The following is a 13,391-nucleotide window of genomic DNA, read 5'->3' as shown; positions in this document are numbered from 1 at the left end:
AACCTAACTTTGTTGTCTCGCCTTGCCGTACTATAGTGAAATGCAAGGAAAAGTTATATGAAACTGCATGCTACAACGGCGTAGGTTGGGTTGATAAACCCAACGTTTCAGACGGCCTGTGGGCTTGTTGGGTTTTCAACCCAACCTACCCGTTGTGTCACTTTTTTATGCATTCCACTATATTTGTACTGTCTGCGGCTCACCGCCTTGTTAGCTTACTTTCTTGAATGGGTATCAAATCAAATGCTTGCGGGCAAACAACCAAACATCAAATGCCCAAAAGAGGAATCAGCAGCGGTGCGAGAATGGCGGTGAGCACGCCGTTGAAAATCAGCCCCAGGCTGGCATAGGCGGCGAATTTGCGGCTGCGCTCCATGGCCGAGGCGATGCCCATGGCGTGTGAGGCTGTGCCCAGGGCGATGCTTTGCGAGGTGGGTGGGCCCACGGTGCTGCTGCTGAGCAGCTTGAAACCTATCATCTGCCCCATCATACCGGCGAGAATCACGGTGGCGGCGGTGATGGCGGGTATGCCGCCGATGCTGCGGGTGATTTCCAGCGCAATCGGGTTGGTGACCGATTTGGCCGCCAGCGAGAGCACCACTTCGCGCTCGGCGCCCAGCCATTTGGCGAAATACATGCCGGTAATGATGCCGGTGATGCTGCCGGCCAATTGCGAGGTGATAATCGGCAGCCATTGGCTGCGGATTTTCGGCCAGTTGACGTAAAGCGGCACCGCCAGCCCCACCACGGCCGGTTGCAGCCAAAAATCAATGATGCGGCCGGCTTCGTAATAAGTGGGGTAGTCGATATCGAAAAGCTTCAGGTAAAGAATAATCAGGCAGGTGCTGATCATCACGGGATTGCACAAAATGCTGCCGGTGCGGGCGCGCACGAGGTTGGCCAGCCCGTAAACCGTTACGGTGAGAAACAGCAGCGTCACCGGATGCGCGAGCATTTCCATCACCAATACCTCCGCATCAACTCATGCGCTTTGCCGGTGACAAACAACACCAGAAAAGTGCTGGCCAATGTTGCCACGGTAATCGAGAGCCAGTCTTTGCGGATAAGGTCTAAATAGCTGATCACCGCCACGCAGGCGGGCACTAAAAATAATGATAAGTTGGTCATCAGCACGTTAACCAATTGCTCGAGCCAGGCTTTTTTCACCCAGCCCGCCTGCAAGGCGGCAAACAATAAGCCCATGCCGATAATGCTGCCCGGCAGCTTCAAGCCGGTAAAAAACACAATGCATTCGCCCGCGGCCAAAAAGCCCAGCAAAATGCCCACTGCACGTATCATTTTTCTCTCTTTTCAACGCTTTTCGGATGAAGAAACGGCTTTCAGACGGCCTGTCGGTAAAAGAGGCCGTCTGAAACTTTTTGCCGCATAACAAATTTTCGGATGCGGTGTGATCCGAACCATATCTTGTTCAGCCGCGTTTGTAAGGGTTTTCCAGTCCGGCCACCAGCGCTTGCAGATAATCGCGCAGCTGTGCTTCGCCGCAGCCCATCAAGAGCGCATCTTCAAACGCATCTTGGGCGGTTTGGTAAAGCTCCTGCATGTTTTCGCTCATGACTTTGATTTTTTCGGTACAGGAAACGATGTCGCCATCGTCGCCATACCATTTCGGCATTTCAGGCATGCTCATGATGGTTTCCTACTGAAGAAAGCGCGCGGGGTCGTTTTTTTTCACGCGCCGCGCGGTCACATATCTGCTGCCCCAATATTTGTTGTCAAGGCTCGTGATTTCGATGTTTTTGCCTGTGCGCGGGGCGTGAATAAAGCGGTTGTTGCCGATATAGAGCCCCACATGCGAAATGCGCCGCCCCGCCGTGTTGAAAAACACCATGTCGCCCGGCTGAAGATCGCTGCGGCTCACCGGCTCGCCCATGCGCGCCTGCTCGGCCGAGGTGCGCGGCAGGTTGATTTGCATGCTGCGGCGGAAAATATGCTGCATAAAGCCGCTGCAATCGAAGCCGGTGTTGGCCGAAGTGCCGCCGTAGCGGTAGGCCACGCCGAGCAGACCCATGGCGCTGCCGATTAGGTTGTCGGCCTCGTTGCGGCTGATGTCGCGGCTGTCGGTGCGCCCGGCGGCTTGCAGATTAATCAGGGTTTCCAGCTCGTCGGCATGGGCGGCGGCCGGCATCAACAGGCAGATGGCGGCCAGCGTGGTGATAAAAAATTGCTTCCATGAGTTCATGCACATGCATTCCGTGTGTTTCACGGCCGTCTGAATGCATTCAGACGGCCTTTGCCAATCTTTGTTTTCCGCAACTCGGCCGCATTCGCTGCCGAGGGTTTGTGTGCTATGCTGTTAATCATTCTTGTATAGGCGCACACAATACAGCAAAAGCCATGATGATTCCAACTTTACTTGCCATGCGCGATTTCTCGCGTATGCGCGAAATCATGACGATTTTGTCGAAGCACGGGCTGGGCGAATTTGTCCAGCGCATCAAGCTTTCGCACAAAGGCGTGCGCGGTGCCGATGATGAAGCGGCATCGAATCAGCGCTATATGAGCACGCCCAGGCGCTTTCGGCTGGCGTTTGAAGAGCTGGGGCCTACTTTTGTGAAGCTGGGGCAAGTGCTCTCCACGCGCGTGGATATTTTTGATGCCGAGTGGATTGAAGAATTCGAGCAGCTGCAAAGCGATGTGGCGCCCATTGCCACCGCCGATATCCGCGTGTTGATCGAAACGCATCTGGGGCGGCCTTATCACGAGGTGTTCAAACACATCGACCCGCATCCCATCGGCAGCGCATCGATTGCGCAAGTGCACCGCGCCCAATTGGTGGACGGCGATATTGTGGCGGTGAAAATCAAGCGTCCCGACATCGAGCCGACCATACAGGCCGATTTGCGTATTTTAAATCATCTGGCGCATCTTATCGAATCGGAAATTCCCGAAAGCCGCCGCTACCAGCCGGTGCAGATGGTGCAGTATTTCGCCCGCAGCCTCGCCAAAGAAACCGATTTATCGGTGGAATTGCGCTATATGCAGCGCTTTGAGGCCACATTTGCCGGCCATCCTTTTGTGCACATTCCCAAGATTTATGCCGAATATTCCAACCGCTATCTTTTGGTGCAGGAATACATCGGCGACAAATTGTTGAAAAACGTGCCGTCTGAAAGCCTGGCTGCCGACACCCGCCGCATGTTGGCCAACCGCATCACCGACACCTTGTTTACCATGATTTTGCAGCAGGGCTTTTTTCATGCCGACCCGCATCCGGGCAATATCTTTATCAACGAAGAGGGCGGCATCACGCTGATCGATTTCGGCTTGGTCGGCCATTTGAGCAGCACCCGCCGCCGCGAAATCATTGATTTGATCAACGCGCTCACCCACCGCGACCAATTCACCATGCAATATGTGCTGAGCAATTGGGCGCAGGGCGAATTGCCCGATGAAAACCTGCTCGGCGCCGATGTGCTCGAAATGCTGCTCAATTATGAGCACACACCCATGCGCGATCTGCGCATCAGCCAAGTGATTAACGACATCACCCAAATCATGCGCCAACACGGCCTCACGCTGCCGGGCGATTTGGTGATGCTGTTTAAAACCCTGATCACGCTCGAGGGCGTGGTGAAAAAGCTCGACGGCAGCGCCGAGATGCTGGAGCAGGCCAAGCCGATTGTGGCCGAAGTGTTTAAAGCGCGCGCCTCACCCGAGCATATTCTGCGCAAAAGCAAGATGCACGCGCAAACGCTGCTGCAATCGCTTGATGAGTTGCCGCAAAATCTCTTCCGCTTGAGCCGGCGCATTCAAAAAGGCCAGTTTGTGGTCAACCTCGATTTCAAGCGCACCGAGCAATTTATCCACCAAATCGACAAAGCCACCAACCGCCTCACCATGGGCATTGTTACCGCCGCGCTGATTATCGGCTCGTCGATTGTGATGAGCATCGAAACCGGCCCCAAGTTTATCGGCTTTCTCGGCTATTTATTGGCCTTTACCAACAGCTTGTGGATTATTTGGTCGATTTGGCGCTCGGGCAAACATTAAGCGCTCTGCCGTGCAGGGAAGGCCGTCTGAAAGCTTTCAGACGGCCTGATTTTTCATCAATGCGTCATCAAAACACGTTATACTAAAGTGTTTGAAAAAGCCATATTCAGGGATTGTTATGTCGGATCAAAACCGCCTGCTTTGCCGCGAGCTGAGCCTGCTCGCTTTCAACCGCCGCGTGCTTGCGCAAGCGCAAGATGCGCGTGTGCCGCTTTTGGAGCGGCTGCGTTTTTTGTGCATTGTGTCATCGAATCTGGATGAATTTTTCGAAGTGCGCATGGCCTGGCTCAAGCGCGAGCAGAAGCTGCGCCCCAACAGCCGCCTCGACAACGGCAAAACTCCCGCCGAAACCATCGCCGCCGTGTCGGCCGAGGCGCATGCCATTATTCAAGAGCAATACGCGCTTTTCAACGATGAGCTGCAACCTGCGCTCAGCCGCGAAGGCATTCATTTTTACCGCCGCCGCAACTGGACGCCGGCGCAGCGCGCCTGGATCGAGCGCTATTTCGATTGCGAGCTTTTGCCCATACTCACGCCCATCGGGCTTGACCCTTCCCACCCGTTTCCGCGTCCTTTGAATAAATCGCTCAATTTCGCGGTGGAATTGGAGGGCAAAGATGCATTCGGCCGCGCTTCGGGCATGGCGATTGTGCAGGCGCCGCGCATTTTGCCGCGCGTGTTGCAACTGCCGCCGGAAATCTGCGACGGCGACAACGGCTTTGTGTTTTTATCATCGATTTTGCACGAATACGTTTACCGCCTTTTCACCGGTATGGAAGTGAAAGGCTGCCACCAATTCCGCCTCACCCGCGACAGCGACCTGATTGTGGATGAGGAAGACTTGAAAAACCTGCGCACCGCCATTCAAAGCGAATTGCACGACCGCGAATACGGCGACGGCGTGCGCCTGGAAGTGGCCGACACCTGCCCCGAGCATATCCGCAACTTTCTGCTCAGCCACTTCAAGCTGGGGCAAAGCGAGCTTTATCAGGTGCAAGGCCCGGTAAACCTGGTGCGCCTGATGGCCGTGCCCGATATGGTGGCGCGCCCCGATTTGAAATTCAAGCCCTACACCGCCGGCGTGCCCAAGCGCTTGCGCAAAGGCAATTCGATACTTGATGCGGCGCGCGATAAAGATATTTTGCTGCACCATCCTTACCAATCGTTTGAGCCGGTGGTGCAGTTTATCCGCGAAGCTTCGGTCGACCCGGATGTGGTGGCCATCAAAATGACCATCTATCGCACCGGCAGCCATTCCGATTTGGTGCGCGCGCTGATGACTGCCGCGCTGGCCGGCAAGCAGGTAACTGTGGTGGTGGAATTGATGGCGCGCTTTGACGAAGCGGCCAATGTGAATTGGGCACAGCAGCTGGAAAACGCCGGTGCGCATGTGGTGTATGGCGTGTTCGGCTATAAAGTGCACGCCAAAATGGCGCTGGTGTTGCGCCGCGAAGAGGGCAGGCTCAAGCGCTATGCCCACTTGGGCACCGGCAACTACCACCAAGGCACGTCGCGCATCTACACCGATTTCGGCCTGATTACCGCCGACAAGCAAATCACGATGGATGTGAACACTTTATTTTTGGAAATCACAGGCTTAGGCCAGCCCATTCATCTGAAAAAAGTGTATCAAAGCCCGTTTACGCTGCACAAAATGATTATTGACAGCATCGCACGCGAAGCAGCGCACGCCAAGGCCGGCAAAAGCGCGCGCATTATCGCCAAAATGAATTCGCTGATCGAGCCCAGCGTGATTGAAGCGCTTTATGCCGCCAGCGATGCCGGCGTGGAAATTGATCTGATTGTGCGCGGCATGTGCGCGCTGCGGCCGCAAGTGCCCGGTTTGTCGGACAATATTCGCGTGCGCTCGATTATCGGCCGCCAGCTCGAACATTCGCGCATTTTCTATTTCTACAACGGCGGCGAAGAAAACACCTATATTGCCAGCGCCGACTGGATGGGGCGCAATTTCTTCCGCCGCATCGAAACCTGCACGCCGGTGGAGCAGGGCGAGCTCAAAGCGCGCGTAATCCGCGAAGGCCTCACGCTGGCGCTGGAAGACAATCAGCAAGCCTGGCTGATGCAGCCCGACGGCAGCTACATCCGCGCACCCTTCGCCGAGGGTGATGTGCCGGTGAATCTGCAAAACGATTTGTGGCAGGAATTCGGCAGCTGAGCCTGCCGGCTGCAAGCAAGAAAGGAAATGCGGGTTAATTGAATAGCGGATTGCCGCAATTGAAAAAGGCCGTCTGAAATAATGTTTCAGACGGCCTTGATGTCGGCACAACGGCTTACACCACAATATTCACCAAACGCCCCGGCACCACAATCACTTTCTTGGCCGGTTTGCCTTCCATAAATTTCACCGCGCCTTCGGTGGCCAGCGCGGCGGCTTCAAGTGCATCTTTGGGCGCATCGGCGGCCACGGTGATTTTGCCGCGCAGTTTGCCGTTTACCTGCACCATGATCTCGATTTCCGATTTCACCAGCGCGGCTTCGTCTACTTGCGGCCAGGCGGCATCCCACAGCGCGGTGCCGGGGCGCAGCTCTTGCCACAAGGCTTCGCTGATGTGCGGCACAATCGGCCACAACAGGCGCACGGCGGCTTCGAGCACTTCTTGCGCCACGGCGCGGCCTTCGGCGCTGCTGCAATCGCCGTTGCGCACACAGGCGTCGTATTGGTTGAGCAGCTCCATCACGGCGGCGATGGCGGTGTTGAATTGCAGGCGGCGGCCGTAATCGTCGCCCACTTTGGCGATGGTGCTGTGCAGCTTGAAGCGCAATTCTTTCAGCGCTTTGCTCAAGCCTTCTTGGCTACCTGAAAATGCGGCTGCGGCATCACCGCTGCTGCGGTAGTCGTAGACGGTGCGCCACAGGCGGCGCAAGAAGCGGAACGCGCCTTCCACGCCGCTGTCGCTCCATTCCAGCGATTGCTCGGGCGGCGAGGCAAACATCATAAACAGGCGCGCGGTGTCGGCGCCGTAGGCTTCAATCAGCGCTTGCGGGTCGACACCGTTGTTTTTCGATTTCGACATTTTTTCGGTGCCGCCAATCACCACCGGCAGGCCGTCGGCTTTGAGCACGGCGGAAACAGGGCGGCCTTTGTCGTCAAACGTCAAATCCACATCGGCGGGGTTAATCCAATCTTTGCTGCCGTTGGCCGCTTCGCGGTAATAGGTGTCGCACACCACCATGCCTTGGGTGAGCAGGCGCTCAAACGGCTCGTCTACATTCACCAAGCCTTCATCGCGCATCAGCTTGGTGAAAAAGCGGGCGTATAAAAGGTGCAAAATGGCGTGTTCGATGCCGCCGATGTATTGATCCACCGCGCCCCAATATTGCGCGGCTTGCGGGTCAACCATGCCTTGTTCGAATTGGGGCGACATATAGCGGAACGGATACCAGCTCGATTCCATAAAGGTATCCATGGTATCGGTTTCGCGCTTGGCCGCGCCGCCGCATTTGGGGCAGGTGGTTTCGTAGAATTCGGGCATTTTGGCCAAGGGCGAGCCGCTGCCGTCGGGCACCACATCTTCGGGCAACACCACCGGCAATTGCTCGGCAGGCACGGGCACATCGCCGCAAGTGCTGCAATGCACAATCGGAATCGGGCAGCCCCAATAGCGTTGGCGCGAAATGCCCCAATCGCGCAGGCGGTATTGGGTTTTCGGTGCGCCTTGATTGGCTGCCTGCAAATCGGCGGCCATGGTGTCGTAGGCCGTCTGAAAGCTTAAGCCGTTGTATTTGCCGCTGTTCACCAACGTGCCGCTTTCTTTGTCGCCATACCATTCCTGCCATTGCTCGGCATCAAAAGCGTTGTCGCCCACGGCAATCACTTGTTTAATCGGCAGGCGGTATTTGTGGGCAAACTCGAAATCGCGCTCGTCGTGCGCGGGCACGGCCATCACCGCGCCATCGCCATAGCCCCACAATACATAGTTGGCAATCCACACTTCCAGCTTGTCGCCATTGAGCGGATTCACCACAAAGCGGCCGGTGGGCACGCCTTTTTTCTCCATCGTGGCCATATCGGCTTCGGCCACGCTGCCCGCCTTGCATTCGGCGATAAAGGCTTGCAGCTCGGGGTTGTCTTGCGCGGCAGCGGCGGCCAGCGGATGCTCGGCGGCCACGGCCATATAGGTGGCGCCCATCAAGGTGTCGGGGCGGGTGGTGTAGACTTGCAGATAATCGGCATAGTCGCCCGCCAAGCCTTGTTTGCTTTCAGGGGCTACCTGAAAACGCACCTGCATGCCGCGCGATTTGCCAATCCAATTGCGCTGCATGGTTTTGACCTGCTCGGGCCAATGCTCGAGTTTGTCGAGGTCGGCCAGCAGCTCTTCGGCATAATCGGTGATTTTGAAGTAATACATCGGGATTTCGCGCTTTTCAATCAGCGCGCCCGAACGCCAGCCGCGCCCGTCAATCACCTGCTCGTTGGCCAGCACGGTTTGATCCACCGGATCCCAGTTTACGGTGCCGTTTTTGCGGTAAACGATGCCTTTTTCAAACAGGCGGGTAAACAGCCACTGCTCCCAGCGGTAATACTCCGGCGTGCAGGTGGTGACTTCGCGCTCCCAATCGATGGCAAAGCCCAGGCTTTTAAGCTGGCTGCGCATATAATCGATGTTTTCATACGTCCATTTGGCCGGGGCGACATGGTTTTTCATCGCCGCATTTTCGGCCGGCATACCGAACGCATCCCAACCCATGGGCTGCATCACATTAAAGCCGTTGAGCAGCTTAAAGCGGGAAAGCACATCGCCGATGGTGTAGTTGCGCACATGCCCCATATGCAGCTTGCCGCTGGGATAGGGAAACATAGACAAGCAATAATATTTGGGCTTGCTTGTGTCTTCAGATACGTTGAACAAGCGGGCGTGTTGCCATTTTTCTTGGGCGGCAGGCTCGATGGCCGAGGGTTGGTAGTGTTCTTGCATGGTTTGGCTTTGATGTGAAATTGCGGCAGGCGCAAACAGAATAAAAATAAAGCGGAATTATAGCAGCTTCGCGCAAGGGTTTTGGAAATAATGGCTCAGGCCGTCTGAAAGCTTTTGACTTCAGGCGGTGCCAGCCTAGGTTTGTAACTAGACTATGTTGATTGCTTTAAATATATGCTAGATCCAAAGGCTTCTAAAGGTATTAATTCAGTTGAAAGAATATAATTTTTTAACTTTGGAGCTATTTGTTTGGCATTTTTATCTAATTCCCAAAACCTTGGCTTATCAAGGGCACCAGAATTAATCATTGCTTGTTGGCGAAGCCAATTCTCTGTTATGGGCAAATGTTCCAATAGTTTCGATTCTACAATTAAAAATTGATAATGATCAAAATGAATAGCATTAAATAATACGAGAAACTGGATTTCAGATGGCAATAAACCGCGAACTAATCCATAGCATTCTTTTTTATCTGTATCATCAATTTTGGTGTTTTTATAAATATAGTCGAGTAGATGATACAAAGTAATTAAATAAGGCTTGAATTCAAAATGAGTATCGATCAACTCAGCTATTGACTGATGAAATTTTTCTTTGTCATCAGTATATTTTTCACCTAATTTTCTTTGGTCTAGTTCTGTTAGTTTATGTGTAAAATTAGAAAATTGACCGATAATAGCTTTATTTAAAGTATGCAGAGAATAGGGCTTCTCTTTTATTTTATCTAAAAGTTGGTTATGTTCATTAAGTAATACATTGAACAATGCATAGAATTCGTTATTCTTTTGATTTTTGTATGTTAGGGAACTAAACCAAACCAACCCAATGGCAGAGGCAATCGTTCCGCACATTATCATCCAATTAGTAAAGTCATTTCTTCCAATCTCTAGCTGAAATACTCTAAAAAATGTATAGAAAGAAATCATGCATGCAAATAGGCAGATTATAAATAGAAGTAATTTTTTATTGAATAAGATATTAGAGTGGCATTTCAAGAAAGATATTTTTAACTTACTTTTCATAATTAATTTTTTGGCGGTAAGTGATGGTAGGAAAATTATTGTAAGCAAAGTTGTGGTGTTAATCTATAAATTACCATTTCTAATTCAAGGCCATCTGAAAGCGTTGACAGACATAATGTTTCAGACGGCCTCATCCATTTTGTTTAATTCTTTGATTAATTTATCGGTTTTTTCCGGGTCTTCGTTGCGCATGAGTTTGGCGCTTTCTTCTTCGAGCCGGCCGGTGTGGCTGCGCAAAACGATGTCTTTGATGGTGAGCAGGTTGCTTGGGTTCATCGAGAAGCGGCGCAGACCCATGCCGAGCAAAAGGCGGGTGTAGGTGGAATCGCCGGCCATTTCGCCGCACACCGATACTGATTTGCCCATGCGGTTGGCGGTGCGGATGATGTGCTGCAAGAGCTTGAGCACGGCGGGGTGGCCGGGCTGGTAGAGGTGACTCACGCTGTCGTCGCCGCGGTCGACCGATAAGGTGTATTGAATCAAATCGTTGGTGCCGATGGAAATAAAATCCACCAATTTGAGCAGGCTGCCGACGGTGAGCGCGGCGGAGGGGATTTCAATCATGCAGCCGAGCGACACTTCGCCATATTCTTCGCCGCGCTCGGCCAGCTGGCGCTTGGCGGTTTCGAAATGCACGATGCATTGGCGCAATTCGGTGAGCGAGGCCACCATCGGCCACATCATGTTGACTTTGCCGTGAGCGGCGGCGCGCAAAATGGCGCGCATCTGGGTGCGGAACATCACGGGCTCTGCCAGGCACAGGCGGATGCCGGTGAGGCCGAGGGCGGGGTTGAGGCTGCCGTTGGGGGTGGCGTTTTGGCCGAACCAGCGCGGGTTTTTGTCTACGCCCAAATCGACGGTGCGGATGGTGAGCTGCTTGCCTTTGAGCTTTTTAATCAGCGTGCTGTAAACTTCGTATTGCTCGTCTTCGGTGGGCAGGGTGTCGCGGTTGAGATAAAGGTATTCGCTGCGGAACAAGCCCACGCCGTCGGCGCCGGCGCTGTGCAGTTGTTTGATGTCTTCGGTTGATTCGATGTTGGCCAGCAATTCGATGTTGAGACCGTCTTCGGTGGTGGCGGCGGTTTTTTTGAGCTTGTTGAGTGCGCGTTTGCGGTTTTTGTATTCGCGCATGTGGCCTCGGTATTCGGCCAACACGGTGTCGTCGGGGTTGATAATCAGCACGCCGTTGATGCCGTCTACAATCACCCATTCGTTTTCGCTGATTAAATCGCGTGCGTTGCGCAAGCCGATAACGGAGGGAATATCAAGGCTGCGGCCGAGAATGGCGGTGTGGCTGGTGGGGCCGCCGGCATCGGTAACGAAGCCGGCAATGCGCTGCTCTTTGAAATGCACGGTGTCGGCGGGCGATAAATCGTGCGCGATCAAAACGGTGTCTTCGAGCAGATTGGTTTCGAGGTTTAATTCGTTGCTTTGGCCGACCAAATTATTGTGGATGCGCTCAACCACTTGCAGCATGTCTTGCTTGCGTTCGCGCAAATAGGCGTCGTCGATTTCGTCGAATTGTTGTGAGAGCTTGTCGGTTTGCAGCTTGAGCGCCCATTCGGCGTTGATTTTCTGCTCTTGGATGATGTCGGCCGGCTCGCGCGAAAGGGTGGCATCGGTGAGCAGCATCAGGTGCAGCGAGATAAACGCGCCCAATTCGGTGGGGGCGTTTTCGGGAATGGCGCTTCTGAGCTGCTCGAGCTGGCGGCGGCTGGCCTTGATGGCGTTGTCAAACCGTGTTGTTTCGGCGGCCAATTCGTCGGCGATGATGTTGTATTGCGGCACTTCGGTCATGCCGCGCAAAATCAGGTGGGCGCGGCCGATGGCAATGCCCTTGCCGGCGGTGAAGCCGTGTAACACGATGCTCATGATTATTCGCCTTCGCCGAAATAGTCGTTGATAAGGTCTGCGAGCGCCTGCATGGCGGCGGCTTCGTCGGCACCCTCGGTTTCAAGCTCGATGGTAGCACCTTGTGCTGCGGCCAGCATCATCAACCCCATGATGCTTTTGCCGTTGACGCGCCGCTCTTTGCGCGTAACCCACACTTCGCTTGAAAATTGCGCGGCGGTTTGGGTGAATTTGCTGGAGGCGCGCGCATGCAGGCCGAGCTTGTTGATGATTTTGATTTCTTGTTTGAGCATGGTTCAGCAGCTTTCGTCGGGCGGTGAGGTGATGTCGAGAATGCCGTTGATGGCGGCGGTTTTCACGCTTTGGGTGAATTTCACCAAATCATCGGCATGCGGCGAAGATTGCAGGGCTTTTACCATCATCGGCGCATTCAGGCCGGTGAGCATGGCCACTTTGCCTTCGAGCACGAGCTTGCGCGCGGCATTGCACGGAGTGGCGCCGAAAATGTCGGTAATCACCAACACGCCGTTGCAATGCTCGAGTTTGTCTAAGCTGCTGATCAGTGTTTGGGTGTGGGCGATGATTTCTTCGTGTTGCTGCTCTTGGGTAACGCCGAGGATTTTAATATTGGCCGGCGGCTCGCCCGGGAAAAAATGCTGCGCCAGGCTGCGGTAGGCATCGCCGAGGGCTTCGTGGGTGATGATGAGTATGCCGATCATAAGTGGGTGTCCTGATGGCCCGCGCGGGCGGGGGTTGGTGTGTTGCGGCCGTTTCAGACGGCCTGTTGCGATGTATTAAAGATTAAAAAGGATTATATCAGGCCGGCGGCTTGAAAAGCGATAGGGTGGCCGGGTGCAGAGTAGGTGCAAAGAACAATTGAGAATAATATAGGGGCAATGAGGCCGTCTGAAAAGAGGGTTCAGACGGCCTTGCTGTAAACAGGCTCAGGTAGGGCCTAGTGCATACACGGCGCCGAGGTTGCGCCAGGCGCCGGCCGCATCCATGCCGTAGCCGAACACATAGCGGTTGGGCACATCAATGCCCACATAATCGGCCTGAATCGGCTTGGGCTTGCCGGTGAGCTTGTTGGCAAACACAGCTGTGGCGCAGGAGGCCGCGCCCATCTCGAGCAGCTTTTCTTTGATGGCAGACATGGTGTGGCCTTCGTCGAGAATATCGTCGAGCACCACCACATGGCGGCCGGCGATGTTTTGCGGCTCGGGCATGCGCAGCCAGTTGAAATTGCCGCCTTCGAGCTTGTCGCCGTAGCGCGACACGTGCACATAATCAAAATCAAGCGGAAAGCGCAAGAGCGGCAGCAGCTGGCCGGTAAACACCACCGCGCCACCCATCACCGGCAGCAAAAGCGGATATTTGCCGCCCAAATCGGCGCAGATTTCGCCGGCCAGGCGCTCGAGCGCGGCGCGGCATTCGGTTTCGCTGAACAATAATTCGGCCTGATCGAGCATGGCTTGGGTGTGGTGGCGTTTGGTGTCGATATCCATTTTGATTCGGTGCAGAAAATAAAAGCGCATTATATTACAGCTCGGGTTGGTATAATCGCTTTTTT

12 protein-coding genes are annotated in these 13,391 nt (G+C 54.3%); 2 read left to right on the top strand and 10 right to left on the bottom strand.

The annotated features are described in order from the left end of the window. Positions 1 to 268: 268 nt before the first annotated feature. The 4 genes from EV680_RS02315 to EV680_RS02300 form a co-directional block, all read right to left on the bottom strand. Positions 269 to 964 carry an LrgB family protein gene (locus EV680_RS02315; RefSeq protein ID WP_207894266.1) on the bottom strand — a complete coding sequence of 232 codons (696 nt, stop codon included), beginning with the start codon at positions 962 to 964 and terminating at the stop codon, positions 269 to 271. Further along, on the bottom strand, positions 961 to 1,299 hold the full coding sequence (locus EV680_RS02310; protein WP_132952806.1) for a CidA/LrgA family protein: 339 nt from the start codon (positions 1,297 to 1,299) through the stop codon (positions 961 to 963). The genes EV680_RS02315 and EV680_RS02310 overlap by 4 nt, the downstream gene beginning before the upstream one ends. Before the next feature lie 130 nt (positions 1,300 to 1,429). Beyond that, complete coding sequence (locus EV680_RS02305) at positions 1,430 to 1,648, bottom strand: hypothetical protein (protein ID WP_132952804.1); 219 nt, start codon at positions 1,646 to 1,648, stop codon at positions 1,430 to 1,432. 9 nt (positions 1,649 to 1,657) lie between these two features. Beyond that, complete coding sequence (locus EV680_RS02300; protein WP_165870891.1) at positions 1,658 to 2,200, bottom strand: C40 family peptidase; 543 nt, start codon at positions 2,198 to 2,200, stop codon at positions 1,658 to 1,660. 155 nt (positions 2,201 to 2,355) lie between these two features. Between EV680_RS02300 and EV680_RS02295 the strand changes: the two genes are divergently transcribed. After that, positions 2,356 to 4,011 (top strand): ABC1 kinase family protein, encoded by a 1,656-nt coding sequence (locus EV680_RS02295; protein ID WP_132952802.1) that lies wholly within the window; start codon positions 2,356 to 2,358, stop codon positions 4,009 to 4,011. Positions 4,012 to 4,129: 118 nt separating this feature from the next. Beyond that, complete coding sequence (gene ppk1 / locus EV680_RS02290; RefSeq protein ID WP_132952800.1) at positions 4,130 to 6,187, top strand: polyphosphate kinase 1; 2,058 nt, start codon at positions 4,130 to 4,132, stop codon at positions 6,185 to 6,187. A 115-nt stretch (positions 6,188 to 6,302) separates the two neighbouring features. Here the strand turns inward: ppk1 and leuS are convergent, their stop codons facing one another. The 6 genes from leuS to EV680_RS02260 all read right to left on the bottom strand — a co-directional run bounded on the left by leuS (position 6,303) and on the right by EV680_RS02260 (position 13,326). Further along, positions 6,303 to 8,948, bottom strand: a complete 2,646-nt coding sequence (gene leuS, locus EV680_RS02285; protein WP_132952798.1) for a leucine--tRNA ligase — start codon at positions 8,946 to 8,948, stop codon at positions 6,303 to 6,305. A 152-nt stretch (positions 8,949 to 9,100) separates the two neighbouring features. Beyond that, the gene (locus EV680_RS02280; RefSeq protein ID WP_132952796.1) at positions 9,101 to 9,970 is read right to left on the bottom strand and encodes a putative phage abortive infection protein; all 870 of its coding nucleotides are present in this window, start codon (positions 9,968 to 9,970) and stop codon (positions 9,101 to 9,103) included. 120 nt (positions 9,971 to 10,090) lie between these two features. Next, entirely contained in the window at positions 10,091 to 11,842 is a 1,752-nt protein-coding gene (gene ptsP, locus EV680_RS02275) for a phosphoenolpyruvate--protein phosphotransferase (RefSeq protein ID WP_132952794.1), read from the bottom strand. A 2-nt stretch (positions 11,843 to 11,844) separates the two neighbouring features. Beyond that, a complete protein-coding gene (locus EV680_RS02270; protein WP_132952792.1) occupies positions 11,845 to 12,114 on the bottom strand; it encodes an HPr family phosphocarrier protein in 270 nt (89 codons plus the stop codon). A gap of 3 nt (positions 12,115 to 12,117) precedes the next feature. After that, positions 12,118 to 12,540, bottom strand: a complete 423-nt coding sequence (locus tag EV680_RS02265; RefSeq protein ID WP_132952790.1) for a PTS sugar transporter subunit IIA — start codon at positions 12,538 to 12,540, stop codon at positions 12,118 to 12,120. A 225-nt stretch (positions 12,541 to 12,765) separates the two neighbouring features. Then, positions 12,766 to 13,326 carry a hypoxanthine-guanine phosphoribosyltransferase gene (locus tag EV680_RS02260; RefSeq protein ID WP_132952788.1) on the bottom strand — a complete coding sequence of 187 codons (561 nt, stop codon included), beginning with the start codon at positions 13,324 to 13,326 and terminating at the stop codon, positions 12,766 to 12,768. Between the last annotated feature and the right edge of the window lie 65 nt (positions 13,327 to 13,391).

Source organism: Uruburuella suis (genome assembly GCF_004341385.1).
Taxonomy (GTDB): domain Bacteria; phylum Pseudomonadota; class Gammaproteobacteria; order Burkholderiales; family Neisseriaceae; genus Neisseria; species Neisseria suis.
This window is presented reverse-complemented; position numbering and strand designations above follow the sequence as displayed.

Bases quoted from the DNA above. Each gene is read 5' to 3' on its own strand.
- EV680_RS02295 (WP_132952802.1), top strand. From the start codon at position 2,356: ATGATGATTCCAACTTTACTTGCCATGCGCGATTTCTCGCGTATGCGC.
- EV680_RS02265 (WP_132952790.1), bottom strand. From the start codon at position 12,540: ATGATCGGCATACTCATCATCACCCACGAAGCCCTCGGCGATGCCTAC.
- EV680_RS02300 (WP_165870891.1), bottom strand. From the start codon at position 2,200: ATGAACTCATGGAAGCAATTTTTTATCACCACGCTGGCCGCCATCTGC.
- EV680_RS02260 (WP_132952788.1), bottom strand. From the start codon at position 13,326: ATGGATATCGACACCAAACGCCACCACACCCAAGCCATGCTCGATCAG.
- ptsP (WP_132952794.1), bottom strand. From the start codon at position 11,842: ATGAGCATCGTGTTACACGGCTTCACCGCCGGCAAGGGCATTGCCATC.
- EV680_RS02310 (WP_132952806.1), bottom strand. From the start codon at position 1,299: ATGATACGTGCAGTGGGCATTTTGCTGGGCTTTTTGGCCGCGGGCGAA.
- leuS (WP_132952798.1), bottom strand. From the start codon at position 8,948: ATGCAAGAACACTACCAACCCTCGGCCATCGAGCCTGCCGCCCAAGAA.
- EV680_RS02280 (WP_132952796.1), bottom strand. From the start codon at position 9,970: ATGAAAAGTAAGTTAAAAATATCTTTCTTGAAATGCCACTCTAATATC.
- ppk1 (WP_132952800.1), top strand. From the start codon at position 4,130: ATGTCGGATCAAAACCGCCTGCTTTGCCGCGAGCTGAGCCTGCTCGCT.
- EV680_RS02305 (WP_132952804.1), bottom strand. From the start codon at position 1,648: ATGAGCATGCCTGAAATGCCGAAATGGTATGGCGACGATGGCGACATC.
- EV680_RS02270 (WP_132952792.1), bottom strand. From the start codon at position 12,114: ATGCTCAAACAAGAAATCAAAATCATCAACAAGCTCGGCCTGCATGCG.